We start from the raw sequence: 25,459 nt of genomic DNA, 5'->3' as shown, positions 1-25,459 counted from the left end.
ACCCGTAGGCCCGGTAAGCTCAGCGCCACCGGGCTCTTTTCCGCCACGTCTGGCATTGAAATCCTCTACACTTAACCCCATTCTAGATCGCATATGCACAGCGCCGGATGCGCGCTTCATTCACCTATTTCAACAGGACAGCGTTTATGACCAATCCATTACTGACGCCTTTTTCGTTGCCGCCGTTTTCTAAAATCCTCCCTGAGCATGTGGTTCCAGCCGTTACGCAATCGCTGGACAACTGCCGCGCGGCGGTAGAAAGCGTGGTAGCGCAGGGCGCGCCGTACACCTGGGAAAATCTGTGTCAGCCGCTGGCCGAAGTGGACGACGTGCTGGGGCGTATTTTCTCCCCGGTGAGCCACCTGAACTCGGTAAAAAACAGCCCGGAACTGCGCGAAGCCTACGAACAGACCCTGCCGCTGCTCTCTGAGTACAGCACCTGGGTCGGCCAGCACGAAGGGCTCTACAAAGCCTACCGCGACCTGCGCGACGGCGACCATTATGCCGAACTGAACACGGCGCAGAAAAAATCGGTCGATAACGCCCTGCGTGATTTTGAGCTGTCCGGGATTGGCCTGCCAAAAGAGAAGCAGACCCGCTACGGTGAAATTGCCGCGCGCTTGTCCGAGCTGGGCAACCAGTACAGCAACAACGTGCTCGACGCCACCATGGGCTGGACGAAGCTGATTACCGACGAAGCTATGCTTTCCGGCATGCCGGAAAGCGCCCTGGCGGCGGCAAAAGCCCAGGCCGAGGCGAAAGAGCAGGATGGCTTCCTGTTGACGCTGGATATCCCGAGCTATCTGCCGGTGATGACCTACTGCGACAACCAGGCGCTTCGCGAAGAGATGTACCGCGCCTACAGCACCCGCGCTTCCGATCAGGGGCCGAATGCCGGTAAGTGGGACAACAGCCCGGTGATGGCGGAAATCCTCGCCCTGCGTCACGAGCTGGCCCAGCTGCTGGGCTTTGAGAACTACGCCGATAAATCCCTCGCCACCAAAATGGCGGAAAATCCGCAGCAGGTGCTCGACTTCCTGACCGATCTGGCGAAACGCGCCCGTCCGCAGGGTGAGAAAGAGCTGGCCCAGCTCCGCGCCTTCGCGAAAGCGGAGTTTGGCGTGGACGAGCTGCAGCCGTGGGACATCGCTTACTACAGCGAAAAACAGAAGCAGCATCTCTACAGCATCAGCGACGAGCAGCTGCGCCCGTACTTCCCGGAAAACAAAGCCGTTAACGGCCTGTTTGAAGTGGTGAAGCGCATCTATGGCATCACCGCCAAAGAGCGTACCGATATCGACGTCTGGCATCCGGACGTGCGCTTCTTCGAGCTGTATGACGAGAAAAACGAACTGCGCGGCAGCTTCTACCTCGATCTCTACGCGCGTGAGAACAAGCGCGGCGGGGCGTGGATGGACGACTGCGTGGGCCAGATGCGTAAAGCCGACGGTTCTCTGCAGAAGCCGGTCGCCTACCTGACCTGTAACTTCAACCGTCCGGTGAACGGCAAACCTGCGCTCTTTACTCACGATGAAGTGATCACCCTGTTCCACGAGTTCGGTCACGGTCTGCACCATATGCTGACCCGCATCGAAACCGCAGGCGTGGCCGGGATCAGCGGGGTGCCGTGGGATGCGGTCGAGCTGCCAAGCCAGTTTATGGAAAACTGGTGCTGGGAGCCGGACGCGCTGGCGTTTATCTCCGGTCACTATGAGACCGGCGAACCGCTGCCGAAGGAGCTGCTGGATAAAATGCTGGCGGCGAAGAACTACCAGGCGGCGATGTTCATCCTGCGTCAGCTGGAGTTCGGCCTGTTCGACTTCCGCCTGCACGCCGAGTTCAGCCCGGAGCAGGGCGCGAAAATCCTGGAAACCCTGGCCGAGATTAAAAAGCAGGTCGCCGTGATCCCAGGGCCAACCTGGGGCCGCTTCCCGCACGCGTTCAGCCATATCTTTGCAGGCGGCTACGCGGCGGGTTACTACAGCTACCTGTGGGCCGACGTGCTGGCGGCGGATGCCTTCTCTCGCTTCGAAGAAGAGGGGATCTTCAACCGCGAAACCGGCCAGTCGTTCCTCGACAACATCCTGACCCGCGGCGGTTCCGAAGAACCAATGGTGCTGTTCAAACGCTTCCGCGGCCGCGAGCCGCAGCTGGATGCGATGCTTGAGCATTACGGGATCAAAGGCTGATTGTTACGTGAAGATCTGCTTAGTGGATGAAACAGGCGCCGGAGACGGCGCCTTATCTGTTCTGGCCGCCCGCTGGGGGCTGGAGTACGATGATGAAAACCCGATGGCGCTGGTGATGACCACAGCACATCTTGAATTACGCAAGCGCGACGAACCGAAGCTCGGCGGGATTTTTGTCGATTTTGTCGGTGGGGCGATGGCGCACCGGCGCAAGTTCGGCGGCGGTCGCGGCGAAGCGGTGGCTAAAGCGGTTGGGATTAAAGGAAGCTATCTGCCGGACGTGGTCGATGCTACGGCGGGGCTGGGGCGCGATGCGTTTGTGCTGGCGTCTGTCGGCTGTCGGGTGCGGATGCTGGAGCGTAATCCGGTGGTGGCGGCCCTGCTCGACGATGGTCTAAGCCGTGGCTACGCGGACCCGGAAATCGGCCCGTGGTTGCAGGAGCGTTTGCAGCTGATCCACGCCTCGAGCCTGACGGCGCTGACCGATATCACCCCGCGCCCGCAGGTGGTCTATCTCGACCCGATGTTTCCGCACAAGCAGAAAAGCGCGCTGGTAAAGAAAGAGATGCGGGTGTTTCAGTCTCTGGTAGGGCCTGATCTGGATGCGGATGGCCTGCTGGAACCGGCTCGTCAGCTGGCGACGAAGCGGGTGGTGGTGAAGCGCCCTGACTATGCGCCGCCGCTGGCGGACGTTGCCACGACCAATGCGGTGACCACCAAAGGGCACCGGTTTGATATCTACTCAGGCACGCCGGAATAAAAAAAGCCGGGTGGCGGCTTCGCCTTACCCGGCCTACGTCCTCGATCTATCCCCTCTCCCTGTGGGAAAGGGTTAGGGTGAGGGGAATTTAACGCACTTACTCGTCTTCTTCGTCACGCAGTGGAACAATCAGCATATCCACGTGAACGGTGTTAATCAGCTGGCGCGCGGAAGACATCAGCTTGCTCCAGAAGTCCTGATGGTGACCGCACACCACCAGGTCCATGTCATATTTCTTGATCGCATCAACCAATACCTGGCCCAGGTCGCCGCTGCCGCTCAGGGTTTCGGTAATCGGGTAGCCTGCGTTGGTGGACAGCTCGCTCAGGGCGTGGTGCGTCTCTTCGGAGATACGCTTCTGCATATCGCCAAGATTGACGTCGATGAGACCGGTGTAGAGGTCGGAGTAATTCACATCAACGTGAATCAGCGAAACTTTCGCGTTGTAGGGACGTGCCATGGATACCGCTTTATCAACCAGCACTTTGCTCTCCGGGGAGAGGTCTACCGCGATGAGAATGTGTTTGTAAGCCATAGTGTTACTCCTTCCTTAAGTTATCGATGACTAAATGGGAAAGCCGTCGTCTGATGCTTTCATTACGGCCCAGTTAAACATATTTTTCAAGCTTTGGTGTTGATAACGATTAACCTTGTGGCAAAAAAATTAACGGATCTCCTACACTATTAAATGAGCCGTTCGGATATTAAAACGCGAACCGGATCGACTTTTGGTCATTCTTTCACTGAACTGTCTGTCAGGGCATTGGGGTGCGGTAGCTCAGAAGCCTTGCTTCGTGGGCGGACGCCGGGGAGGATGTATGATTAGCACCGTCGCATTGTTTTGGGCGTTATGCGTAGTTTGCATAGTGAATATGGCGCGCTACTTCTCATCGTTACGTGCGCTGTTAGTGGTACTTCGTGGTTGCGATCCGTTGCTTTATCAGTATGTGGACGGTGGAGGGTTCTTCACCTCGCATGGACAGCCCAGCAAACAGATGCGTCTGGTGGGATATATCTACTATCAGCGCTACCGCGATCATCACGATGAAGAGTTTATCCGTCGCTGCGAGCGCCTGCGTCGTCAGTTCATTTTAACCAGCGCCCTGTGTGGCCTGGTCGTGGTCAGCATGATTGCATTGATGATTTGGCACTGAGCATCACAGCAGGCGGGGTCAGCCCCGCCTTCTTTCCTCTGGCTCAGGGCTTAACCGTGAACCGGAGATCGGAGATATCGCTCTCAATCGAAATAACCTTCCCGCTATAGGCGATATTAACGTCTCCGTTTGTATCAATGCTGGCCGCAGTGATTGTACCCGTACCTTCAATGACAGGATGCTTCATTGCCAACTGATGGATAATGTCGATGTCTTTCCCTGTTATCTTTTCCGAGAGATAGTAACGGTAGATTGTCGGTACGGTGGCGCCACCCTGATTGTTCACGGTCATATAGAGCCAGACGCTGTCAGATAATTTATAAACACGTTGAAGTGCATCGTTATTTCGCTGATTAGGCTGGTGGTTTAGCCACACAAATCCAATGACCAGAGCCAGAAGCGAAACCGTAACAAGGCGATGAATCCATTTAGTAGCCGTTTTGAATGGCATAGTCTTTTCCGTCATGGGGGGAACTGAGAATATTCGCGGGGATAATAGTTATTTGTGCAGTAAAAATCTGAACAGATAGTGTTCAGATTTTCCTAATCACAGCAATGGATTAAGTAACACAACAGCCATAAAAAAAGCGGGTCAGTTTCCTGACCCGCTTTTTTGTCGCCTTCAACCGATTAAATCAGCTTCAGCGAAATCCAGTACAGCCCGCCAGACAGCAGGATGGATGCCGGAAGGGTGAATACCCAGGCCATCAGAATGTTGGTTACGGTTTTGCGCTGCAGACCGCCACCGTCAACAATCATGGTACCTGCCACGGACGAAGAGAGTACGTGGGTGGTGGATACCGGCATACCGGTGTAGCTCGCCAGACCGATAGACACCGCCGCCGTCATCTGCGCGGACATACCCTGCGCATAGGTCATGCCTTTCTTACCGATCTTCTCGCCGATGGTGGTCGCCACACGGCGCCAGCCAATCATCGTACCGATACCGAGCGCCAGTGCGACCGCCATGATGATCCAGATTGGCGCGTACTCAATGGTGTTGAGCATATCGCCTTTCAGTTTCTTCAGGAGACGCTGGTCGTCAGCATTCACGTCAGGCAGCTTCGCCACTTTATCCGTCACATCAGAGATGCACAGCATAATGCGACGCAGCTGACCACGCTGCTCAACGGTCAGTTTGTCATAACTTTCGATATTGCCCAGCATGCCTTTGGCACGTTCCAGCGCGTTAATCGCGTTTGCAGGATGGCAGTGGAATTCGCCTGGCGCAGTCGCGGCACCGGCTTCCGGTGACGGGATTAACTGGTCAACGCCGGTCGCCTTCTTCAACAGGTCAGGATGCTGCTGGAAGTAGATTTCGACGTTGTTGACCGCATCGCGAGTACGGGTGATTTCGTAGCCGGAGGCGTTCATGTTAACCACGAAGCCTGCCGGAGCAACGCCAATCAGCACCAGCATCACCAGACCAATGCCTTTCTGACCATCGTTCGCGCCGTGTGAGAAAGCCACGCCGATAGCGGAAATGATCAGGGCGATACGCGTCCAGAATGGCGGCTTTTTCTTGCCGTCTTTCTTTTCACGCTCTGCTGGCGTCAGGTGAATACGGGAGCGTTTTTTAGTATTGCTCCAGTAACGACGCAGGATGAAGATCAGCCCGCCTGCCACCACCAGACCCACGATTGGGGAGACGATGAGAGAAGCGAAGATCCCCAGTACTTTCGGGATATTTAACGCATCAACAACCGATGTACCGGTCATGAGGGCGTTGGTTAACCCGATACCGATAATCGCGCCGATGAGGGTGTGAGAACTGGATGCAGGCAGGCCGAAATACCAGGTACCGAGGTTCCAGATAATTGCAGCAAGCAGCATTGAGAACACCATGGCGAGGCCATGGCCAGAACTTACGTTAAGCAGCAGATCTGTTGGCAGCATATGCACAATCGCATACGCAACGCTCAGTCCGCCCAGGAGGACACCAAAAAAGTTAAATACCGCCGCCATAACAACCGCAAGCTGCGATCGCATTGCGCGAGTGTAGATAACCGTCGCTACTGCGTTTGCAGTGTCGTGGAAGCCGTTGATCGCTTCGTAAAACAGTACAAAAACCAGAGCAAGCAAGAGTAAAAGCCCGGTATGTAAATCCAGGCCGGCAAACAAATGTAGCATAGGACGTTACGCCATTTTGAGGACATGAACGCGGCGCATTATCCAGGACAAATGCGCAACGGGCAAAGTGAAATATAGACTTTTTTTGACATACCACCTGATTTGAGAAAAGTGCCTGAAAGGATATTCTTTAAATTTCAATGGAATGGCTTTGTAATATCTTTTTACGCTGGTGTGACCACAGAGGAAACTTTACAATCCGCGGCAGTTAACAAAGAGGGTTTTGACGTGGAAAGGTTTGATGCCGTGGTAATTGGCGCCGGTGCGGCGGGTATGTTTTGTGCGGCGATGGCCGGACAGGCGGGTCGTCGCGTGCTGCTGCTGGATAACGGTAAAAAGCCAGGCCGTAAGATCCTGATGTCCGGCGGCGGGCGCTGCAACTTTACTAACCTGTATGTTGAACCCGCGGCCTATTTGAGCCAAAACCGTCATTTTTGTAAATCTGCGCTGGCGCGTTATACCCAGTGGGATTTTATCGACCTGGTCGGTAAGCACGGTATCGCATGGCATGAGAAGACGCTGGGCCAGCTGTTCTGCGACGACTCCGCGCAGCAGATTGTCGATATGCTGGTGGCCGAGTGCGAGAAGGGCGGCGTCGTCATGCGCCTGCGCACGGAAGTGCTGGAAGTCGCCCGTGACGACCAGGGCTATACGCTACAGCTCAACGGTGAAACCGTCAGCGCCGATAATCTGGTGATCGCCAGCGGCGGCCTGTCCATGCCGGGTCTGGGCGCTTCCCCGTTTGGCTATAAGATTGCCGAACAGTTTGGCCTGAAAGTCTTGCCCACGCGCGCCGGGCTGGTGCCGTTCACGCTGCATAAACCGCTTCTCGAACAGCTTCAGACGCTGTCTGGCGTGTCTGTTCCCTCCGTCATTACCGCCGAAGACGGGACGGTGTTCCGTGAAAATCTGCTCTTTACCCATCGCGGCCTCTCCGGCCCGGCGGTACTGCAAATCTCCAGCTACTGGCAGCCGGGGGAATTCGTCACGGTTAACCTGCTCCCGGACTGCGATCTCGACGCGTTCCTTAACGAGCAGCGTACCGCGCACCCGAATCAAAGCCTGAAAAACACGCTGGCAATGCAGCTGCCGAAGCGTCTGGTGGAGTGTTTGCAGGTGCTGGGGCAGATCCCGGATGTGTCGCTCAAGCAGCTTAACAGCCGCGAGCAGGAGGTGCTGGTGGAGACCCTGACAAACTGGCGCGTGCAGCCAAACGGCACCGAAGGCTACCGCACCGCGGAAGTGACGCTGGGCGGGGTCGATACCAATGAACTCTCTTCCCGCACCATGGAAGCGCGCAACGTGCCGGGGCTCTATTTTATTGGCGAAGTGATGGATGTGACCGGCTGGCTCGGCGGGTACAACTTCCAGTGGGCATGGGCAAGTGCCTGGGCGTGTGCTCAGGCGCTGGCAGAAGACAAGTGACATAAGCGCGCTGCCACTCGTCGCGGTTGGCTTTACGGGCTGACGGTGGTGACGTCCGTCACGGCCAGAATATTGCTCGCGGCCACGGTCCCCATCCTGATATATGACGCTGCGGTAACGCCGCCAATATGCGGTGTAATGACCACATTTTCTACGGACTGCCAGAGGTGCGGCGCCGTCAGCGGCTCGTGGGTAAAGCTGTCCAGCGCTGCGCTGTGGAGCGTGCCATCCCGGAGAGCCGCCAGTAATGATTCACTGTGGATCAGCCCACCGCGTGCCGTATTGACCAGAATGGCGTTCCGCTTGCAGTGTGCGAGCGTCTGGCTATTGATCATCCCCCGGTTCTCATCGGTTAGCGGACAGTGCAAAGAGATAACATCGGAACGGGAAAGAAGCCCGGTCAGCGTTTCTGCGCGCTCGCACAGGGCAGGCATGGACTTAGCATAGGGATCGTAAGCCAGCACCTTCATGCCGAAGGCGTGACCAATATTTGCCACGCGCGAGCCGATAGCGCCCAATCCGATTAGCCCCAGCGTCAATCCCTCCAGTTCAATGGATTTATGCGTCGCCTTATCCCAGTGCCCGTCCCGCAGCCGCTTGTCCAGTGGCACCACGGACTTTGCGCAGGCGAGGATCAGCGCCCAGGTATGTTCAGCCACTGCCGCTGCGTTTGCGCCTGGTGCAGCACGGACGGCGATATTGCGCTCGGCCGCTGCCGTCTGGTCTATCACATCGATCCCGCTTCCGTGCTTGGAAATAACCTGCAGAGCCGGGGCAGCATCCATCACTTTCGCGGTGATCCGGCCGTAACGAACCAGAATCGCCACGGGATTGTGTCGTTCACACAGCGCGATCAGGTCATCTTCTGTGGGCTGGCGGCCTGCAAACACCACTTCAAAGCCCTGCAACATCACCATGGCCTGCTCCGCCAGGTCGCTTCCGGTAACCAGAATTACGTCTTTGCCCCCCATCACAGCGTCTCCCCGTCAGCTAACATACCTGCCTTACGAAGCGCGTCATCAAGCCAGTGTGGACGCAAATCGCCTTCACGGATGGCGGCAAGACGCCGGGTCTCCATCTCCAGCTTTTCTTTTGCCAGCGCGATGACCTGCTGAACCTCATCGCGCGGGATGACGACCACGCCGTCGATATCCGCGACAACCAGATCCCCGGCCTGAACCGTCGCCCCGGCGACTGAAATAGGATGATTAACCCGGCCAGAAATTAACTTTGTCGGGCCGCAGGGATTCAGACCGGCAGAAAAGACAGGGTAGTGGCCTTTGCTCAGGGAATCGGCATCACGTACAGCGCCGTCAATAATGATGCCCGCAATGCCGCTCGCCTGAGCCTGAGTGGCCATGATTTCGCCAAGCAGCGCGCAGCTCAGGTCGCCTTTGCCATCGACGACCAGGACATCGCCGGGTTGCGCCACCGCCATCGCGGCATGAATCGCCAGATTATCACCCGGGCGAACTTCCACGGTGATGGCCGGACCCGCAACGGACATGTGTGGGGCCAGCGGTTTGATGCGGCCATGAAGCGTACCGCGGCGACCGGCCACGTCGGCCAGAATGGCTGCCTGATACTCGGCAGCCCGACGAACGTCCTCGGCAGAAACGCGTTCGAACTGGCGATTAATCGTTTTTTTTTCAGAAACGGACATGAATGCCTCCATATTGTTTTACTTAGTACAACGCAGGTGTACAGAACAAAACAACTATAGCGGTGTTGCTTTCCTTTTAGCCAGACCCGAGGTGGCGTTTGTGATGTAAACACGAAGTGACTCACAAAATTTGAGGTACACTCACTGCCGGGCTAACAAGGAGATAATGATGGGGAATGAAGGCGTTGTAGCGGTTGAAAAAGCGCTGGCTTTACTGGATTGCTTCCGTCCTGGGGATGAGAGCCTGACGCTGACCGCGCTGGCACAGCTGTCGGGTTATCACAAAACCACGGTTTACCGCCTGATGAATTCTCTTGAACGGATGAATTACGTCGTCAGGCATGAAGACGGCAATTATGCGCTTGGCCCACGTCTGCTTTACCTCGGCAAGCTGTATGAACAATCTTTCCATCTTTCGCGGGTGGTTCAGCCAGAGCTTCAGGCGCTCTCCCTGGCGTCTCAGGAGAGTGCCAGCTGGTATGTGCTGGAGGGTGGGCAGCGCCTTTGCCTGTTTCGCGCGGAAGCGTCGCACGGCCTGCGACACAGCAATCTTCCCGGCAGCCAGTTCCCGCTTGATAGTTCGGCCATCAGTAAGGTATTGCGCCATTGGGGGCTCAATGAGAGCCTGCCGGAGGGAGACGCTGAACTCCCTTTCTACACGTCAGGCGCACGCGATCCCCACACCGCGGCGTTTGCGATGCCTGTCTTCGGCGTTCACGACAAGCTGGTTGCGGCGTTAGCCCTGACCGGCCCCATCTCACGGCTGACGGAAGATCGTCGTGAGAAGGAGATAGGGCCTTTGATGAAGGCGGCGGCCAGCCGTCTGTCGCAAAAAATGGGAGCCAGTAAGCCCTTCTGTCTGCAGTTCTTTGGTGAAACGAGCGACGCGGCGGAAGAAAATCTTTAAACGCAGAAGCGGGACACGTGTCCCGCTTCTGTCATCACGAATGCGTGACCTGTTTTTCGTGTAGCTGAGCGTTGCGGGCCTGCCGTCCCATAATGAGCACCGCGATACCCCCGGCCAGGCACAGCGCGGCCAGCGGAAGCATAGCCAGCGTGTAGCTGCCCGTCCGCTCGCTGATCATGCCGTAGGCATTTACCATGACCGCCCCGCCAATCAGGTTCGCGATGGCGCCAATCGCGGCCAGCCCCGCCGCCGCCGAGGAGCTGCTCATCCAGCCGGATGCCAGCGCCCAGAAAGGCCCTTTCATAGAATACGCGCCTGTCAGGATAATGCTCAGGATCACGATAGTGGCAAAGAGCGAGACGCTTACAAAGGCAGCGAACACGCCGGCGGCAATCATGAACAGCGTCAGCGCGGTATGCCAGCGGCGTTCGTTGGTGCGATCGGAGTGTCGTCCCCAGACAATCATCAGAACCGATGCCAGACCGTAAGGAATGGCGTTAAGCAGACCTGTCTCAAGATTATCGAGATGGAAGGATTTCAGCAGTTGAGGAGACCAGACGCTGATGGTAGTGCCCGCGGACGATGCGCCCGCGTAAATCAGCGCCATCAGCCAGATCTGACGATGCTTCAGCAGCTGCCACGTCGTCTGGTGTCCGATGTTCTTTTGCTGGCTCCGCTCGGTCTCAAGGGTGGTTTCCAGCCACTTTTTCTGTTCAACACTGAGCCATTTCGCCTGATGAGGGCGATCCCGGAGAATAAACCAGGCCGCAATACCCAGCAGCACCGCAGGTAAGCCTTCAATAATGAACAGCAGATGCCAGCCGCGAAGACCCAGCCAGCCATCGAGCGACAGTATCAACCCGGAAAGCGGGGAGCCGATGAAGTTAGCGAGCGGGATGGCGACCATAAAGGACGCAATAATGCGCGCGCGGTAGCGGGAAGGGATCCACCAGGTCAGATACAGCACAACGCCGGGGAAGAAGCCTGCTTCCGCTGCCCCGAGGAGAAAGCGGACGATATAGAGCGAGGTGGTATTTTGAACCAGCGCCATGCCCATGGAGACAATGCCCCAGCTGATCATAATGCGCGGGATCCACAGCCGGGCGCCGACTTTCTGCATGGCCAGATTACTGGGTACCTCAAACAAAAAATAGGCCACGAAGTAAAGGCTGCTGGCGAAGCCAAACGCCGCTTTGCTGAGGCCAAGGTCCTCATTCATCTGCAGCGAAGCCATGCCGATATTCCCGCGATCGATAATCGAGACCAGGTAACTGACAATCAGAAACGGGAGAATACGCCAGATCACCTTCCGCATCGTCTCTCTTTCTATGTCCTCGGTGGCGGTCGCGCCGTTACGTAAATGTTCTGTCATTGTATCCTCGCAGGGTGTGTTCTTTGTTTTATTAGGTACAACTTAGTTTTATTAAACAAAACCACTATAGCGACGGCGCGTTCTTTTTATCCAGTTAATGGAAGGTTTAAATGGTGTAAATAAGAGGTGACTCACAGATAGTGCGCTCTGGATATCGCTTACAGCTGCTGACCAACCGCAAACGGGACGGGCTGGGAGGGAAATAATCACGCAACGCAATTATTGCACCAACTTTTCTGCTCCATTCAACTAAGCTTCGACCAGATGCCCCGCCGCGTTAGTGGGGCCATATTCCTTTTGGTCGAGCACGCATCATGCAGCTACTCAGTATTATTATTTTGCTTACCCTAACCGTGGTGATTCATTCTCTGTGGATGTTTGGCGTTTTAAAATTCATTACGTTAGAAGTCGATTCTGCGGTACGCATTGTTTTACGCAATGTCGGTATCGTGATCTCTATGATTTTCGCCCATCTCCTGGAAGCCGGGCTGTTTGCTGCGTTTTATTTTGTCATCGACGCGTTTAATGACTGGAATACCAGCTTCTACTTTTCGCTGGTGAGCTATGCGACGGTAGGGTACGGCGACGTCACGTTGCCCCAGCACTGGCGGCTCATCGGCGGGGTGGAAGGGCTGGTGGGCGCGTTGATGGTAGGCTGGTCTGTGGCGGTTCTGGTGGCGGTGCTGCAGCGTTTGCGCGGCATGAGCGCTTAAACGGCTGATGCACGATCCCCGTCTGGTAAGGTAAAGTACCCCTCCTTGCGCGGCCAGATGGCTGCGATTTTGAGGGCGAAGAGGCTGATTAACGGCCCGCCCTTTTCTGTTCCTGGTTTACGCCAGTTTGCATGGTGTTGTGTTTTGTCTGCCAAAAGGGTTTTGTATGTCTGCTGCTCATCTCGGTTTCCCGACGGAAACCGTTGTTGTCTTTGTGGTGATGGCCGTTGGGGCGATGTTTATCGACCTCTTTATGCACCGTCACGATAAACCTGTTTCGCTGAAAAGCGCGGCGATGTGGTCCATCTTCTGGGTCATGATGGCGATGGCCTTCGCCGGATTCCTGTACGTTCACCACGGCGCCGAGATGGCGAGCCTGTTCCTCACCGGCTATGCGCTGGAAGAGGTGCTCTCCGTCGATAACCTGTTTGTGATGATGGCGATCTTCGCCTGGTTCGGCGTGCCGGATAAGTACCGTCACCGTGTGCTCTACTGGGGCGTGCTGGGGGCGATTGTCTTCCGCGGCATCTTTGTAGCTATCGGCACCAGCCTGTTAAGCCTGGGGCCGTACGTTGAGGTGATTTTCGCGCTGGTCGTTGGCTGGACGGCGGTGATGATGCTCAGACGTAATGAAGAGAGCGACGAAGTGGAAGATTACTCGGGTCATCTCGCCTATCGCCTGGTGAAGCGCTTCTATCCGGTCTGGCCGAAAATCAGCAGCAATGCCTTTATTCTGACGCAGAAAGAGGTGGATGCGGAGCTGGAGAAGCCGGAAAACCAGGACGTGATGGTCGGACGCGTCAAGAAGGCGAAGCGCTATGCGACGCCGCTGTTGCTTTGCGTGGCCGTCGTTGAGCTCTCTGACGTGATGTTCGCGTTTGACTCCGTGCCGGCCATTATTGCCGTGAGCCGCGAGCCGCTGATTATCTACAGCGCCATGATGTTCGCTATTCTCGGTCTGCGTACGCTTTACTTCGTGCTGGAAGCGCTGAAGCAGTACCTGGTACACCTTGAGAAAGCCGTGGTGCTGCTGCTGTTCTTTGTGGCGTTCAAGCTGGGGTTAAATGCCACTGACCACTTCTGGCATCACGGTTACAGCATTGGCGCGACGGCCAGCCTGTTTGTTGTATTAGGCGTGCTGGCGCTGGGGATTATTGCGAGCGTGATGTTCCCGGGGAAACGTGAGGCCTGATACATCGCTTTTCTCCCTCTCCCTGTGGGAGAGGGCCGGGGTGAGGGCACCAGACCGCACCTAACCCTTAATCGGTGAATTCCGGCGCTTGCGCGGCGGGTGGAAGTGCCGCCAGTGCGGATCCTGCGCCGCCGCCAGCAGCTCGTGGTCGCCGCGGGTGTCTCCCCAGGCGCGCAGGTGATAGGCGTTCAGATCGCCATACACTTTTTCCAGCCTTGCCACCTTCTGGGCGCAGCGGCAGTTGTGGCCCGTGATGCGCCCCGTCAGCTTGCCATCTTTCACTTCCAGCTGCGTGCCAATCAGCTTAATGCCCAGTTTGTCAGCCCACGGCTGAAGCACCAGCGCCGGAGAGGCGGAACAGATGGTCACCTCCGCACCGGAATTCACCTCAGCCGCCACCGCCAGAACCCCTTCGGGACGCATCAGCTTGTTCCAGTATTTTTCGCAAAAGGCTTCCGCCTGCTGGCGCAACCAGTGTTCATCCACGCCCGTCAGGAACGTTTTGATCAGCACTTCCTTTAGCTCATCGCGCGTCAGCTTACGACGCACGCAGTGGAGCGTGGGCAGCGCCATACGCACCAGACGACCCGCGAAGTAACGTTTCCCGAAGGCAAAGCGCAGGAAAGGAATAAAGCTGTCGTGGTGCGTTAATGTCCCATCAAAGTCAAAGACAGAGAGCACGCTGGATTTCGCCACCGTCTCGTCGGCAATCATATTGGTCATAAATACGTCTTAGCTGAAATACACATTCTGCGGATCAGTTTACCTGCTTTAGCTGGACAGTCCTTATACCACCACCATTTTTTCTCCATCTTGCGATCTCAAAGTGAGTCCATTTTTGGTCTCGATAAGGATTGGTGAAAAAAAGAACTGCCTATATCATCGCCACATCGCAAGATATTTTGGGGAACCATTGGGCCCCACAGGTAAGGAAAAACTCACTCACTACGTCTTTCTTGATATGACTCTTAGATCGCTTATTTCAATCCTCACGTTAAGTTTTGCTTCGTTTTCTGCAATGAGTTTTCAACTTCCAGCGTCGATGTTATCGATGAACTATGAACTGGCAGTATCGCCAGCGAAATCTGCCCTGAAGCATCAGGCAACGGATCCGCTGCGCTAGCGTATTCTCGATCCATACCAGAAAGGGGAAATCACCCGGTAACCGCGGGGCGGAATCACGCATTGCGGCGCGCAGATTGCTCCATTCCGCCCGACGTGTTGCGGCAAGTGATGCCTGACAACATTAAATAATGTCATCCACGACGCCGCCGTCGACGCGTAACGCCGCGCCGGAGGTGGCGGAGGCCTGTGGCGAACAGACATAAATCACCATATTGGCCACCTCTTCAACCGTGGCCGCGCGCTGGATCACCGAGCTGGGGCGGTTGGCCATCACAAACTCTTTCGCCAGCTGCTCCAGCGATTTGCCGGTTTTTTCGATTTCATCTTTCATCATCTCTGCAAAACCGTCCGACATCGTCGGGCCTGGCAGTACGCTGTTGACCGTCACGCCGCTCCCTGCCACGAACTTCGCCAGCCCGCGCGCCAGCGAGAGCTGTGCCGTTTTGGTCACGCCGTAGTGGATCATATCCGCCGGGATATTGCAGGCCGACTCGGAGGAGATAAACACCACGCGTCCCCAGCCTTTCTGCACCATGCCCGGCAGCAGGGCGCGGGACAGACGCACGCCGGACATCACGTTGGTCTGCCAGTAACGCTCCCAGGTTTCATCGTCGGTGGCATAGAAATCCTCAGGGCCGTAAATCCCGGCGTTGTTAACCAGAATGTCGACGTTATTCGCCACCTTCAGCAGCGACTCGACCCCTTCCGCCGTGCTGAGATCGGCAATCGCGGCGCGCACCTGCACGCCCGGCACCACCTGCTGCAGCTGCTGAATGCCTTTGTTCACCGATTCCGTGCTGCGGCCATTGACGATCACCTCGGCACCGCTTTCTGCCAGCCCTCTGGCAATGGCGAACCCGATCCCGCCGGTTGAGGCGGTCACCAGCGCCACTTTCCCCGTAAAGTCGATTTTCATCATCAGCTCCTTATCGTTTTAACGTTCGGACCTTAAAGCGTAGCAGGTGAGGATGACGGCTCCTGGCTAAAAAGGCGCAGCAGCGTCTCCACCTGCTCGTCAAGCGGGGCGAGGGAGCGCTTTACAATCAGGTGAAGCGGCGTTGCTCTGCGCGCACCGTGGCTCAGCGGCAGGCGTTTCAGGACGCCTTGATCCAGCTGGGTCTGGATGCGTTCCTCTGGCAGCCAGCCGTAGCCGACCTGAGAGAGGACGGCCTCTATGGCGGCATCGATGGTGGAGAAGGTCCACGACTCACCGGCAGCACGCGCGGCGGGCTGGCTGTCCGCAATCTGGATAAGCGGCCACGGGCGCAGCATCTCATCATTTAGCGGCGCGTCGAGGTGAAAGAGGGGATGCTGGTGATGGGCCACGGCAACAAAGTCGATATTCATCAGCCATTCGCCGAGCCCGGTAATGTCCTGGCGGCGGGTTAAGATCATCACATCGGCTTCGTCGTTAATGGCGTCGGCGCGGGTGTTTTCCAGCACTTCGGTGAGTCGTACCTGGGTCTGCGGATACTGCTGCTGGAACTGACGCAGGATAGCGAACAGGCGGCGGCGCGGGAAAATGGAGTCCACCACCAGATCCAACCGCGTGCGCATCCCGTTGCGAAGGGTCGCTGCGCGCGTCTCAACATACGAAAAGGCTTTCAGCAGCGGTTTAACCTGGTTGAGCAGAAGCTCACCGGCCGGGGTTAACACCGCCCGTCGCCCCTCCGGGACCAGCAGCGCCACGCCGAGCCGCTCCTGCAGCAGCGACAGGTTATAGCTCACCGAAGACTGGCTGCGGTGGGTTTCTTCTGCGGCTTTGGCAAAGCTGCCCGCTTCCACCACTCGTTCCAGTAAGGACCATTGTTCCAGCGTCGTCTTATGCATAATTTATCTAAAATTTGGATGAATTTGATTAAAACATAGCGTTATTCATCCATTTTTTGAAGGGGTACGATCGTCTCATCAAAACAAAGGAGACATCTTATGAACACCTTCGACAAACACGACTTAAGCGGCTTCGTTGGCAAACACCTTGTTTATACCTACGATAACGGCTGGAACTACGAGATTTACGTCAAAAATGAGACGACCCTGGATTACCGTATTCACAGCGGTCTTGTGGCAAACCGTTGGGTGAAAGATCAGCAGGCTTACATCGTGCGGGTAGGGGAGAGCATCTATAAAATTTCCTGGACCGAGCCAACCGGCACCGACGTCAGCCTGATTGTGAACCTGGGCGACAAACTGTTCCACGGCACCATCTTCTTCCCGCGCTGGGTCATGAACAACCCGGAAAAAACCGTCTGCTTCCAGAACGATCATATTCCGCTGATGAACAGCTATCGCGATGCGGGCCCGGCGTATCCAACGGAAGTGATTGATGAATTTGCCACGATCACCTTTGTGCGCGACTGCGGCGCAAATAATGAAAGCGTTATCGCCTGCGCCGCCAGCGAATTGCCGAATGATTTTCCTGCTAATCTTAACTAAGCGCGACAGTTGAATGCGCGACAATTGATATTAATAGAAAGTTCCCGGAGGATGACGGAATTCCCACCCAAACCTCCGGGATTTTTATTTTGGTTGAGTATTCATTTACTTTTCTTATAATTTTAATGTAAACGAAATGAAATAGTAGAGTAATCGCTGTGAGTCCACCCGCAAAAAAACAAAAAAATAGTTAGAATCACTATCCTGCTGTTGTAAAACGATTTTCTATCCTATTTTATGTGCTGTTTCCCTTCCGCTCTTCGCCTGTCTTAATTTTTTCCTAAGAAAACGACGCTACTTTTGCTTCAGTTGATGGTTTGTTGACATAACTGTTATAGCGACTTAATTTTATTTGGTCTTTATTTAATAACCATCTTGCATGATCCCATTGAGCTGCCCATTACGACAGCGCAGTAAAAGATGACGCCTTTAATACAGCAAGGAAATTAATAATGAGTGATTTTCTGCCTTTTTCGCGACCGTCGATGGGCGCTGAGGAAATTGCGGCGCTTCAGGACGTTTTGATGTCGGGCTGGATCACCACGGGGCCTAAGAATCAGGAACTTGAAGAGGCATTCTGTCAACTTACCGGGAATCAGCATGCGATTGCCGTCTGTTCAGCCACCGCGGGTATGCACGTCACGCTGATGGCGCTGGATATTGGCCCGGGCGATGAAGTCATTACCCCTTCCCAGACCTGGGTCTCCACGCTGAATATGATCGTGTTGCTGGGTGCCACACCGGTCATGATTGATGTGGACAAAGATACATTAATGGTGACGCCAGAAGCCGTTGAAGCCGCCATTACCCCGCGTACCAAAGCCATTATTCCCGTTCATTATGCCGGCGCGCCGTGTGAAATCGACGCTATCCATGCCATCGGTGAACGTCACGGTATTCCGGTTATTGAAGATGCGGCCCATGCCGCCGGAACGTACTACAAGAACCGTCACGTGGGCTGGAAAGGGACGGCGATTTTTTCCTTCCACGCCATTAAAAATATGACCTGCGCGGAAGGCGGCTTAGTCGTCACGGATAATGCCCAGCTGGCACAGCGGATCCGCAGTCTGAAATTCCACGGCCTTGGCGTAGACGCCTATGACCGCCAGACGCACGGTCGTGCGCCGCAGGCTGAAGTGATCGCGCCGGGCTATAAATACAACCTGGCGGACATTAATGCCGCGCTGGCGCTGGTGCAGTTAGGTAAACTGAAAGAGGCCAACAGGCGCCGCCAGGAAATCGCTGAACGCTACCTGCGGGAGCTGGCCGATACGCCGTTCCAGCCGCTCACCATTCCGTCATGGCCGCACGTGCACGCCTGGCACCTGTTTATTATTCGCGTTGATGAAGCGCGCTGTGGGATCTCACGCGACAACCTGATGGCGGCGCTGAAAGAGAAAGGCATCGGTACCGGCCTCCACTTCCGCGCGGCGCACACCCAAAAATACTACCGCGAGCGTTTTCCTGAAGTATCGCTCCCGAATTCTGAATGGAATAGCGCGCGTATTTGTTCCCTCCCTCTTTTCCCGGATATGACTCATGACGACACAACCCGTGTCATTACCGCACTCCATCAGCTTGCAGGACATTGATATGTTCAGTGCACCGCCTGTACAAAAAGTTTCCGTGGTCATCCCGGTTTATAACGAGCAGGAGAGCCTGCCCGAACTGATCCGCCGTACAACGGCCGCCTGTGACACGATGGGCAAGGCTTACGAAATTCTGCTGGTGGATGACGGCAGTAGCGATAATTCCGCACTGATGCTGACCGAAGCCGCGCAGGCTGAAGGCAGCCACATTGTGGCCGTGCTGCTCAACCGCAACTACGGCCAGCATTCGGCGATTATGGCGGGGTTTAGCCACGTCACGGGCGATCTGATCATCACCCTGGATGCTGACCTGCAAAACCCACCGGAAGAGATCCCGCGCCTGGTTGCCAAAGCCGATGAAGGCTATGACGTGGTCGGCACGGTACGTCAGAACCGCCAGGACAGCCTGTTCCGTAAGCTGGCGTCACGCACCATTAACCGCCTGATCCAGCGCACCACCGGTAAAGCGATGGGTGACTACGGCTGCATGCTGCGCGCCTACCGCCGCCATATTGTCGACGCCATGCTGCATTGCCATGAGCGCAGCACCTTCATTCCTATTCTGGCGAACACCTTTGCCCGTAAGGCAACGGAAATCCCGGTTCTGCACGCCGAGCGCGAGCACGGGGAATCGAAGTACAGCTTTATGCGTCTCATCAACCTGATGTATGACCTCATCACCTGCCTGACCACCACACCGCTGCGTCTGCTGAGCGTTTTCGGCAGCATCATCGCCGTGGCCGGTTTTGCGCTGTCCGTTCTGCTGGTGGTGCTGCGACTGGTCTTTGGCCCGCAGTGGGCGGCGGAAGGGGTCTTCATGCTCTTTGCCGTGCTGTTTATGTTCATCGGCGCCCAGTTTGTCGGAATGGGCCTTCTCGGTGAATACATTGGCCGTATCTATAACGATGTTCGCGCGCGTCCGCGCTACTTTATTCAACGTGTTGTCCGTCAGGAACACAAAGCATCTCAAGAGGAAATTCACCCATGAAAGCTGTTGTATTTGCCTATCACGATATGGGGTGCACGGGCACGCTGGCCCTGCTGGAAGCGGGCTATGACATTGCGGCAATCTTTACTCATCCGGACACCGCCGGAGAGAATAACTTTTTCGGCTCCGTGGCGCGCATCGCCGCCGAGCGTGGGATCCCTGTTTATGCGCCGGACGACGTAAATCACCCGCTGTGGGTGGATCGCATCCGCGCGCTCGCGCCTGACGTGATCTTCTCGTTCTACTATCGCAACCTGCTCTCCGACGAGATCTTAGGCCTGGCCGCAAAAGGCGCCTTTAATCTTCACGGTTCTCTGCTGCCGGCCTACCGTGGCCGCGCCCCGCTGAACTGGGTGCTGGTGAACGGTGAAACGGAAACGGGCGTGACGCTGCACCGCATGGTGCGCCGTGCGGATGCGGGCGCTATCGTGGCACAGCAGAAGGTCGCTATTGATGCGGACGAGACTGCGCTGCAGCTGCATCACAAGCTGAACGCGACGGCACAGACGCTGCTGCGTGATGCACTTCCCGCCATCCTCAGCGGCACCTTCAGCGAGACCGCGCAGGATGAGAGCAAGGCAAGCAGCTTTGGTCGCCGTACGCCGGAAGATGGTCGTCTGGACTGGAACAAACCGGCCCGCCAGCTGCACAACCTGGTACGTGCCGTGACCGATCCGTGGCCGGGCGCGTACAGCTTTGCTGGCGTTAGCAAATTTATCGTCTGGAAATCCCGCGTGCGTGACGATATTCCTGCCGCTAAACCGGGCACCGTCGTCTCTGTCTCCCCGCTGATTGTGAGCTGCGGCGACCAGGCGCTGGAGATCGTCACCGGACAAACCGACAACGGCCTGTACGTCCAGGGTACACAGCTGGCTCAGTCTCTGGGCCTGGTGACCGGGGCGCTGATCACCAGCGCACCGGTTGTAGCCATCAAACGCCGTACCCGCGTGCTGATCCTCGGCGTAAACGGCTTTATCGGTAACCACCTGACCGAGCGTCTGCTCAAAGACGATAACTACGAAATCTACGGTCTGGATATCGGCTCTGATGCGATCAGTCGTTTCCTCGACAACCCGCGTTTCCACTTCGTGGAAGGGGATATCAGCATCCATTCCGAGTGGATCGAATATCACATTAAAAAATGCGACGTGGTGCTGCCGCTGGTCGCCATTGCCACGCCAATCGAGTACACCCGTAACCCGCTTCGCGTGTTCGAGCTGGACTTCGAAGAGAACCTGAAGATCATCCGCGACTGCGTGAAATACGACAAGCGCATCATCTTCCCGTCCACCTCTGAAGTGTACGGCATGTGTACCGATAAGAACTTCGACGAAGACACCTCCAACCTGGTGGTCGGGCCGATCAACAAACAGCGCTGGATCTACTCCGTCTCCAAACAGCTGCTGGACCGCGTGATTTGGGCCTACGGTGAGAAAGAAGGTCTGCGCTTTACCCTGTTCCGTCCGTTCAACTGGATGGGGCCACGTCTGGATAACCTGAACGCGGCGCGTATCGGCAGCTCCCGTGCGATCACCCAGCTGATCCTGAACCTGGTGGAAGGCTCGCCAATTAAGCTTATCGAAGGCGGGAAACAGAAACGCTGCTTTACCGATATCAGCGACGGTATCGAAGCGCTGTTCCGCATTATCGAGAACAAAGATAACCGCTGCAACGGCGAGATCATTAACATCGGTAACCCGGACAACGAAGCGAGCATTCGCGAGCTGGCCGAGATGCTGCTGGCCAGCTTCGAGCGTCATCCGCTGCGCGATAAGTTCCCGCCGTTTGCCGGTTTCCGCGAAGTGGAAAGCAGCAGCTACTACGGTAAAGGGTATCAGGACGTTGAGCACCGTAAGCCAAGCATCCGCAACGCGAAGCGCTGCCTGAACTGGACGCCGACGGTGAAGATGGAGCTGACCATTGATGAGACGCTCGATTTCTTCCTGCGCACCGTGGAGCTGTCGGAACAGGACTCATGAAAAAAGTCGGTTTACGCATTGATGTCGACACCTTCAGGGGAACGCGTGACGGCGTACCCAAACTGCTGGAACTGCTGAGCAAGCACGGTGTGCGTTCCAGCATTTTCTTCAGCGTGGGGCCTGACAACATGGGACGCCATTTATGGCGTCTGGTTAAACCGGCATTTCTGTTCAAAATGCTGCGCTCGCGCGCAGCATCCCTCTACGGCTGGGATATTTTGCTGGCCGGCACCGCCTGGCCCGGCAGACGCATCGGCGCGGGTAATGAAGCGATTATCCGCGAGGCGGCTCAGCATCATGAGATTGGCCTGCATGCCTGGGATCACCATGCCTGGCAAGCCTGGGCTGGCGTCTGGGACATCCCGCGCCTGTCCCGTGAGGTCGAGCGGGGGATGCTGGAGCTGGAGGCCATTACCGGTCAGCCCGTGCGCTGCTCTGCCGTGGCGGGATGGCGTGCGGATCAGCGCGTCGTGAAAGCCAAAGAAGCCTTCGCGTTTCGCTACAACAGCGATTGCCGCGGAACCGGACCCTTTTTGCCGCTGTTAGGCGAAAATCGCTACGGTACGGTGCAAATTCCGGTCACACTTCCCACCTGGGATGAAGTGGTCGGACGCGAGGTAAAGGCGGATGAGTTCAATCGCTACATTCTGGACCGCATTCATCGTGACGCCGGTACGCCGGTGTATACCATCCATGCCGAAGTGGAAGGGATTGCGTATCAACATGATTTCGACGAACTGCTGACCATGGCCGCTCAGGAGGGCATCGAATTCTGCCCGTTGAGCGAGCTGCTGCCAGACGACCTCAGCACCCTGCCCGTGGGCAAAGTCGTACGTAATGAACTGGCTGGCCGGGAAGGCTGGCTTGGCTATCAACAAACCGTGAGTCCGGTCCCATGAAAACAGCCCGTTATGGCTTAGCGCTTCTCGCACTGTTTATCGTTTACTACCTCATTCCTGTCGATGTCCGCCTGCTGTGGCAGCCTGATGAAACGCGCTATGCGGAAATCAGCCGCGAAATGCTGGCCTCCGGAGACTGGGTTGTCCCGCATTTTCTGGGGCTGCGTTACTTTGAAAAGCCGATCGCTGGCTACTGGATCAACAGTATCGGGCAGATGCTGTTCGGGCACACCAACCTCGCCGTGCGCGCCGGTTCCATATTCTCTACAGGGGTAGCGGCGCTGCTGGTCATCTGGATGGCCTGGCGTCTCTGGCGAGATAAGCGGACTGCCATTTTCTCTGGCCTGATCTTCCTGACCCTGTTCCTGGTGTATGGCATCGGCACGTATGCGGTGCTGGATCCTGTCATCACCCTGTGGCTGGTGGCGGCGATGTGCAGCTTCTGGCTGGCCTCACAGGCGCAAACCGTTGCCGGAAAAGCGGGTGGCTATGTGCTGCTCGGGCTGGCCTGCGGGATGGGGGTGATGACCAAAGGCTTCCTGGCGCTGGCGGTACCGGTGATTGGCGTGCTGCCGTGGGTGATCGCCCAGAAGCGCTGGAAAGAGGTGCTGATTTTTGGCTGGCTCGCGATCCTGAGCTGCGTGCTGATTGTTCTGCCATGGGGGCTGGCCATTGCGCAACGTGAGCCTGACTTCTGGCGTTACTTCTTCTGGGTTGAGCATATTCAGCGTTTCGCCCAGAGCGACGCGCAGCACAAAGCCCCGTTCTGGTACTACATACCGTTCCTGATTGCGGGTAGCCTGCCGTGGCTGGCGCTGCTGCCCGGCGCGTTTCGTCTCGGCTGGAATGACCGACAAAACGCGGGTGGCGGGTTCTATCTGCTGGGATGGGTGGTGATGCCGCTGCTGTTCTTCAGCATTGCCAAAGGCAAGCTGCCGACTTACATCCTGCCGTGCTTTGCCCCGCTGGCGATCCTGATGGCGCGCTATGCCTGCCTCGCGGCGGAGAAAGGTGCCAGAGCGTTGCGCATTAACGGCGGGATTAACCTGGCGTTTGGCGTTATCGGCGTGATAGCGGCACTAGTGGTCTCGCCGTGGGGACTGTCTAAGCATCCGGTCTGGACCTCGGTCGAACTGTATAAAGTCTTCTGCGCGGTGGTCGCGTTCCTTATCTGGGCCGCGGTAGGCTGGTTTACGTTCAGGCAGAGTCAGCAGCGCTGGTGGCTGGCGGCACTGTGCCCTGCGGGGCTGGCGCTGCTGATTGGTTTTGCCATTCCTAACCTGGTGGTGGATTCCAAACAGCCGCAGTCGCTGGTCGACACCGTGCGCGAGCCGCTTCAGGACAGCCGATTTGTTCTGGCCAATAACGTGGGCGTGGCCGCTGGCCTGGCGTGGGAGCTGAAGCGCAATGACATCACGCTGTTTGGTCAGAGCGGCGAGCTGCGTTACGGGCTGGATTATCCTGATGTGAAAGATCGTTTTGTCGGTAGAGATGACTTCGCGCAGTGGCTGGCAGAGCACCGTCAGCAGGGACGCGTATCGCTGGTTATCCTGCTGTCAAAACGCGATGACCTTTCGCGGGCTAATCTGCCAGAACCGGATAGCCTGTATATCCAGGGCCGTCTGGCCTACCTGCAGTATCTGCCGAAGTGATGACCTGGATCTGGCTGATACTGGCAAGCCTGCTCAGCTGCGCGGGACAACTGTGTCAGAAACAAGCCACCCGTCCGGCGAAAGCCGGGCGGCGTGGGGCGCATATTGCGCTGTGGCTTGGCCTGGCCCTGCTGGCGCTGGGCAGCGGGATGCTGGTCTGGCTGGTGGTGCTGCAACGCCTGCCTGTCGGCATTGCCTACCCTATGCTGAGCCTCAATTTTGTCTGGGTGACGCTGGCGGCGAAGGTATTCTGGCGTGAAACCGTCGCGTTGCATCACTGGCTGGGGGTGGGGTTGATCATCGTTGGGATTGTTATCCTGGGAGGGAGCCTGTGAAAGGAGCGTTTTGGGCCTTATGCAGCGTGCTGTTAGTCAGCGCCGCGCAGCTGTTGCTGCGAGACGCCATGCTGGCACTGCCACCGGTCAGCGATGTTCTGGCGCTGATTTCCGCGCTGTGGCACTTCTCATCCGGCACGGGCGCGCTGCTGCTGGGGTTGATGGGGTATGTGGCCTCTATGGGCTGCTGGTATCTGGCGCTGCATCGTATGGCGCTCAGCAAAGCCTATGCCTTGCTGAGCCTCAGTTATATTCTGGTGTGGGGCATCGCGATCCTGCTGCCGGGTTGGGGGGAGCATTTCTCCTGGCACGGGCTGGCGGGGGTCGGGTTTATTATTCTGGGTGTGTTAGTGATTTTTCTGCCCCGAACGTCCCAACGTGAATAATCGACTCGTTGGTCAGGGTATAAGGGGTCGATGTGCAGACGGCAAGGCTCAGCGAGCCGACCTGTAGCTGACTGACCGCATGTGTCTGCGCAGTGCTGTCGATGCTGACAATCTGCCAGGCACTGCCGCCACGCTGTTTCACAATCGCTTCTTTCCGTGTCCAGATACGCCAGAACGCAGAAAGCCGTTCCTCGGGCGCTTCACGCTCCAGCTCATCATGCTCTGTCACGCTGAATACCGCATTAGCCAGCGCCTGCCAGTTCTTCCTTGGACGAATCACTTCGATATCACAGCCGACTTCGCCTTCATCGCTCATCAGTAAGGCGATATCGTCACCGCTGTGGCTCAGGTTGAACCACAGTGGATGCCCCTTCGCAAAGGCTGGTTTCCCCTGCTCACCGTAAATGATGTCGGGGAGCGGGTGAGGAGATAACGTTCTGGCGAGCAGCGTCCTCCCGGCCAGCCAGGAGGCATGTTGGGCACCCTGAGGTGCCCTGTGTACGAGCGTTGACGCCAGCGGGTCCGCGCTAAGGGTGGAGATCTTTCCCAGTACAAACTGGTACAT

General features: G+C 56.7%; 25 protein-coding genes. 15 read left to right on the top strand and 10 right to left on the bottom strand.

Annotation, left to right across the window (positions count from 1 at the left end):
- Nucleotides 1-146: 146 nt before the first annotated feature.
- Together prlC and rsmJ are read left to right on the top strand one after the other, a co-directional pair.
- Nucleotides 147-2,189 carry an oligopeptidase A gene (gene prlC, locus ACMGG5_RS04670; RefSeq protein WP_267217642.1) on the top strand — a complete coding sequence of 681 codons (2,043 nt, stop codon included), beginning with the start codon at nucleotides 147-149 and terminating at the stop codon, nucleotides 2,187-2,189.
- A 7-nt stretch (nucleotides 2,190-2,196) separates the two neighbouring features.
- Nucleotides 2,197-2,949 carry a 16S rRNA (guanine(1516)-N(2))-methyltransferase RsmJ gene (gene rsmJ / locus ACMGG5_RS04665; protein ID WP_420277564.1) on the top strand — a complete coding sequence of 251 codons (753 nt, stop codon included), beginning with the start codon at nucleotides 2,197-2,199 and terminating at the stop codon, nucleotides 2,947-2,949.
- 97 nt (nucleotides 2,950-3,046) lie between these two features.
- Here rsmJ and uspA read toward each other — a convergent pair whose 3' ends face one another.
- Entirely contained in the window at nucleotides 3,047-3,484 is a 438-nt protein-coding gene (gene uspA, locus ACMGG5_RS04660) for a universal stress protein UspA (protein ID WP_003861223.1), read from the bottom strand.
- Between the two features lie 283 nt (nucleotides 3,485-3,767).
- On the opposite strand from uspA, the gene uspB reads away from it, so the two are divergent.
- Nucleotides 3,768-4,103 (top strand): universal stress protein UspB, encoded by a 336-nt coding sequence (gene uspB, locus ACMGG5_RS04655; protein ID WP_003861224.1) that lies wholly within the window; start codon nucleotides 3,768-3,770, stop codon nucleotides 4,101-4,103.
- 43 nt (nucleotides 4,104-4,146) lie between these two features.
- Here the strand turns inward: uspB and ACMGG5_RS04650 are convergent, their stop codons facing one another.
- Nucleotides 4,147-4,554, bottom strand: a complete 408-nt coding sequence (locus ACMGG5_RS04650; protein WP_024908848.1) for a hypothetical protein — start codon at nucleotides 4,552-4,554, stop codon at nucleotides 4,147-4,149.
- A 179-nt stretch (nucleotides 4,555-4,733) separates the two neighbouring features.
- Nucleotides 4,734-6,233 (bottom strand): inorganic phosphate transporter PitA, encoded by a 1,500-nt coding sequence (gene pitA, locus ACMGG5_RS04645; RefSeq protein WP_032648248.1) that lies wholly within the window; start codon nucleotides 6,231-6,233, stop codon nucleotides 4,734-4,736.
- A gap of 228 nt (nucleotides 6,234-6,461) precedes the next feature.
- On the opposite strand from pitA, the gene ACMGG5_RS04640 reads away from it, so the two are divergent.
- Entirely contained in the window at nucleotides 6,462-7,658 is a 1,197-nt protein-coding gene (locus ACMGG5_RS04640) for an NAD(P)/FAD-dependent oxidoreductase (RefSeq protein ID WP_290094178.1), read from the top strand.
- Between the two features lie 32 nt (nucleotides 7,659-7,690).
- On the opposite strand, the gene ACMGG5_RS04635 is transcribed toward ACMGG5_RS04640, so the two are convergent.
- Nucleotides 7,691-8,629 carry an NAD(P)-dependent oxidoreductase gene (locus ACMGG5_RS04635; RefSeq protein ID WP_420278602.1) on the bottom strand — a complete coding sequence of 313 codons (939 nt, stop codon included), beginning with the start codon at nucleotides 8,627-8,629 and terminating at the stop codon, nucleotides 7,691-7,693.
- Nucleotides 8,629-9,321, bottom strand: a complete 693-nt coding sequence (locus tag ACMGG5_RS04630; protein WP_290094177.1) for an RraA family protein — start codon at nucleotides 9,319-9,321, stop codon at nucleotides 8,629-8,631. The genes ACMGG5_RS04635 and ACMGG5_RS04630 overlap by 1 nt, the downstream gene beginning before the upstream one ends.
- A gap of 169 nt (nucleotides 9,322-9,490) precedes the next feature.
- Here ACMGG5_RS04630 and ACMGG5_RS04625 point away from each other — a divergent pair, with 169 nt between their 5' ends.
- Entirely contained in the window at nucleotides 9,491-10,228 is a 738-nt protein-coding gene (locus tag ACMGG5_RS04625; protein ID WP_049123398.1) for an IclR family transcriptional regulator, read from the top strand.
- A 34-nt stretch (nucleotides 10,229-10,262) separates the two neighbouring features.
- Here the strand turns inward: ACMGG5_RS04625 and ACMGG5_RS04620 are convergent, their stop codons facing one another.
- The gene (locus ACMGG5_RS04620) at nucleotides 10,263-11,600 is read right to left on the bottom strand and encodes an MFS transporter (protein ID WP_420277563.1); all 1,338 of its coding nucleotides are present in this window, start codon (nucleotides 11,598-11,600) and stop codon (nucleotides 10,263-10,265) included.
- A 314-nt stretch (nucleotides 11,601-11,914) separates the two neighbouring features.
- On the opposite strand from ACMGG5_RS04620, the gene ACMGG5_RS04615 reads away from it, so the two are divergent.
- Both ACMGG5_RS04615 and ACMGG5_RS04610 read left to right on the top strand, forming a co-directional pair.
- Nucleotides 11,915-12,313, top strand: coding sequence for a potassium channel family protein (locus tag ACMGG5_RS04615; protein WP_024908850.1), 399 nt, complete (start codon nucleotides 11,915-11,917; stop codon nucleotides 12,311-12,313).
- 166 nt (nucleotides 12,314-12,479) lie between these two features.
- Nucleotides 12,480-13,505 carry a TerC/Alx family metal homeostasis membrane protein gene (locus ACMGG5_RS04610; RefSeq protein WP_024908851.1) on the top strand — a complete coding sequence of 342 codons (1,026 nt, stop codon included), beginning with the start codon at nucleotides 12,480-12,482 and terminating at the stop codon, nucleotides 13,503-13,505.
- Nucleotides 13,506-13,565: 60 nt separating this feature from the next.
- On the opposite strand, the gene ACMGG5_RS04605 is transcribed toward ACMGG5_RS04610, so the two are convergent.
- The 3 genes from ACMGG5_RS04605 to ACMGG5_RS04595 all read right to left on the bottom strand — a co-directional run bounded on the left by ACMGG5_RS04605 (nucleotide 13,566) and on the right by ACMGG5_RS04595 (nucleotide 16,460).
- Nucleotides 13,566-14,228 (bottom strand): HAD family hydrolase, encoded by a 663-nt coding sequence (locus ACMGG5_RS04605; protein WP_024908852.1) that lies wholly within the window; start codon nucleotides 14,226-14,228, stop codon nucleotides 13,566-13,568.
- Between the two features lie 523 nt (nucleotides 14,229-14,751).
- Entirely contained in the window at nucleotides 14,752-15,546 is a 795-nt protein-coding gene (locus ACMGG5_RS04600) for an SDR family NAD(P)-dependent oxidoreductase (RefSeq protein WP_148769390.1), read from the bottom strand.
- A 32-nt stretch (nucleotides 15,547-15,578) separates the two neighbouring features.
- A complete protein-coding gene (locus ACMGG5_RS04595) occupies nucleotides 15,579-16,460 on the bottom strand; it encodes a LysR family transcriptional regulator (protein ID WP_024908854.1) in 882 nt (293 codons plus the stop codon).
- 99 nt (nucleotides 16,461-16,559) lie between these two features.
- Here ACMGG5_RS04595 and ACMGG5_RS04590 point away from each other — a divergent pair, with 99 nt between their 5' ends.
- The 8 genes from ACMGG5_RS04590 (at nucleotide 16,560) to arnF (ending at nucleotide 24,894) form a co-directional block, all read left to right on the top strand.
- Nucleotides 16,560-17,066: a phenolic acid decarboxylase gene (locus tag ACMGG5_RS04590; RefSeq protein WP_024908855.1), complete on the top strand. Its 507-nt coding sequence runs from the start codon at nucleotides 16,560-16,562 to the stop codon at nucleotides 17,064-17,066.
- A 452-nt stretch (nucleotides 17,067-17,518) separates the two neighbouring features.
- On the top strand, nucleotides 17,519-18,658 hold the full coding sequence (gene arnB, locus ACMGG5_RS04585) for a UDP-4-amino-4-deoxy-L-arabinose aminotransferase (RefSeq protein WP_061716347.1): 1,140 nt from the start codon (nucleotides 17,519-17,521) through the stop codon (nucleotides 18,656-18,658).
- Nucleotide 18,659: 1 nt separating this feature from the next.
- Nucleotides 18,660-19,643 carry an undecaprenyl-phosphate 4-deoxy-4-formamido-L-arabinose transferase gene (gene arnC / locus ACMGG5_RS04580; RefSeq protein ID WP_023333737.1) on the top strand — a complete coding sequence of 328 codons (984 nt, stop codon included), beginning with the start codon at nucleotides 18,660-18,662 and terminating at the stop codon, nucleotides 19,641-19,643.
- Nucleotides 19,640-21,622, top strand: a complete 1,983-nt coding sequence (gene arnA, locus ACMGG5_RS04575; RefSeq protein ID WP_157189832.1) for a bifunctional UDP-4-amino-4-deoxy-L-arabinose formyltransferase/UDP-glucuronic acid oxidase ArnA — start codon at nucleotides 19,640-19,642, stop codon at nucleotides 21,620-21,622. The genes arnC and arnA overlap by 4 nt, the downstream gene beginning before the upstream one ends.
- Nucleotides 21,619-22,521 (top strand): 4-deoxy-4-formamido-L-arabinose-phosphoundecaprenol deformylase, encoded by a 903-nt coding sequence (arnD, locus tag ACMGG5_RS04570; RefSeq protein WP_024908858.1) that lies wholly within the window; start codon nucleotides 21,619-21,621, stop codon nucleotides 22,519-22,521. Before arnA ends, arnD begins: the two co-directional genes overlap by 4 nt.
- A complete protein-coding gene (gene arnT, locus ACMGG5_RS04565) occupies nucleotides 22,518-24,173 on the top strand; it encodes a lipid IV(A) 4-amino-4-deoxy-L-arabinosyltransferase (protein WP_090420550.1) in 1,656 nt (551 codons plus the stop codon). The genes arnD and arnT overlap by 4 nt, the downstream gene beginning before the upstream one ends.
- Nucleotides 24,173-24,508: a 4-amino-4-deoxy-L-arabinose-phosphoundecaprenol flippase subunit ArnE gene (arnE, locus tag ACMGG5_RS04560; RefSeq protein WP_032645411.1), complete on the top strand. Its 336-nt coding sequence runs from the start codon at nucleotides 24,173-24,175 to the stop codon at nucleotides 24,506-24,508. Before arnT ends, arnE begins: the two co-directional genes overlap by 1 nt.
- On the top strand, nucleotides 24,505-24,894 hold the full coding sequence (gene arnF, locus ACMGG5_RS04555; RefSeq protein WP_061716350.1) for a 4-amino-4-deoxy-L-arabinose-phosphoundecaprenol flippase subunit ArnF: 390 nt from the start codon (nucleotides 24,505-24,507) through the stop codon (nucleotides 24,892-24,894). Before arnE ends, arnF begins: the two co-directional genes overlap by 4 nt.
- Here the strand turns inward: arnF and acpT are convergent.
- Nucleotides 24,842-25,459, bottom strand: coding sequence for a 4'-phosphopantetheinyl transferase AcpT (acpT, locus tag ACMGG5_RS04550; RefSeq protein ID WP_420277562.1), 618 nt, complete (start codon nucleotides 25,457-25,459; stop codon nucleotides 24,842-24,844). The two genes, arnF and acpT, sit on opposite strands and share 53 nt — an antisense overlap.

The sequence above is a fragment of the Enterobacter sp. BNK-34 genome (assembly GCF_048684445.1).
Taxonomy (GTDB): domain Bacteria; phylum Pseudomonadota; class Gammaproteobacteria; order Enterobacterales; family Enterobacteriaceae; genus Enterobacter; species Enterobacter pseudoroggenkampii.
This window is presented reverse-complemented; position numbering and strand designations above follow the sequence as displayed.

Bases quoted from the DNA above. Each gene is read 5' to 3' on its own strand.
- prlC (WP_267217642.1), top strand. From the start codon at position 147: ATGACCAATCCATTACTGACGCCTTTTTCGTTGCCGCCGTTTTCTAAA.
- uspA (WP_003861223.1), bottom strand. From the start codon at position 3,484: ATGGCTTACAAACACATTCTCATCGCGGTAGACCTCTCCCCGGAGAGC.
- uspB (WP_003861224.1), top strand. From the start codon at position 3,768: ATGATTAGCACCGTCGCATTGTTTTGGGCGTTATGCGTAGTTTGCATA.
- ACMGG5_RS04650 (WP_024908848.1), bottom strand. From the start codon at position 4,554: ATGCCATTCAAAACGGCTACTAAATGGATTCATCGCCTTGTTACGGTT.
- pitA (WP_032648248.1), bottom strand. From the start codon at position 6,233: ATGCTACATTTGTTTGCCGGCCTGGATTTACATACCGGGCTTTTACTC.
- ACMGG5_RS04635 (WP_420278602.1), bottom strand. From the start codon at position 8,629: ATGGGGGGCAAAGACGTAATTCTGGTTACCGGAAGCGACCTGGCGGAG.
- ACMGG5_RS04630 (WP_290094177.1), bottom strand. From the start codon at position 9,321: ATGTCCGTTTCTGAAAAAAAAACGATTAATCGCCAGTTCGAACGCGTT.
- ACMGG5_RS04625 (WP_049123398.1), top strand. From the start codon at position 9,491: ATGGGGAATGAAGGCGTTGTAGCGGTTGAAAAAGCGCTGGCTTTACTG.
- ACMGG5_RS04620 (WP_420277563.1), bottom strand. From the start codon at position 11,600: ATGACAGAACATTTACGTAACGGCGCGACCGCCACCGAGGACATAGAA.
- ACMGG5_RS04615 (WP_024908850.1), top strand. From the start codon at position 11,915: ATGCAGCTACTCAGTATTATTATTTTGCTTACCCTAACCGTGGTGATT.
- ACMGG5_RS04610 (WP_024908851.1), top strand. From the start codon at position 12,480: ATGTCTGCTGCTCATCTCGGTTTCCCGACGGAAACCGTTGTTGTCTTT.
- ACMGG5_RS04605 (WP_024908852.1), bottom strand. From the start codon at position 14,228: ATGACCAATATGATTGCCGACGAGACGGTGGCGAAATCCAGCGTGCTC.
- ACMGG5_RS04600 (WP_148769390.1), bottom strand. From the start codon at position 15,546: ATGAAAATCGACTTTACGGGGAAAGTGGCGCTGGTGACCGCCTCAACC.
- ACMGG5_RS04595 (WP_024908854.1), bottom strand. From the start codon at position 16,460: ATGCATAAGACGACGCTGGAACAATGGTCCTTACTGGAACGAGTGGTG.
- ACMGG5_RS04590 (WP_024908855.1), top strand. From the start codon at position 16,560: ATGAACACCTTCGACAAACACGACTTAAGCGGCTTCGTTGGCAAACAC.
- arnB (WP_061716347.1), top strand. From the start codon at position 17,519: ATGAGTGATTTTCTGCCTTTTTCGCGACCGTCGATGGGCGCTGAGGAA.
- arnC (WP_023333737.1), top strand. From the start codon at position 18,660: ATGTTCAGTGCACCGCCTGTACAAAAAGTTTCCGTGGTCATCCCGGTT.
- arnA (WP_157189832.1), top strand. From the start codon at position 19,640: ATGAAAGCTGTTGTATTTGCCTATCACGATATGGGGTGCACGGGCACG.
- arnD (WP_024908858.1), top strand. From the start codon at position 21,619: ATGAAAAAAGTCGGTTTACGCATTGATGTCGACACCTTCAGGGGAACG.
- arnT (WP_090420550.1), top strand. From the start codon at position 22,518: ATGAAAACAGCCCGTTATGGCTTAGCGCTTCTCGCACTGTTTATCGTT.
- arnE (WP_032645411.1), top strand. From the start codon at position 24,173: ATGACCTGGATCTGGCTGATACTGGCAAGCCTGCTCAGCTGCGCGGGA.
- acpT (WP_420277562.1), bottom strand. From the start codon at position 25,459: ATGTACCAGTTTGTACTGGGAAAGATCTCCACCCTTAGCGCGGACCCG.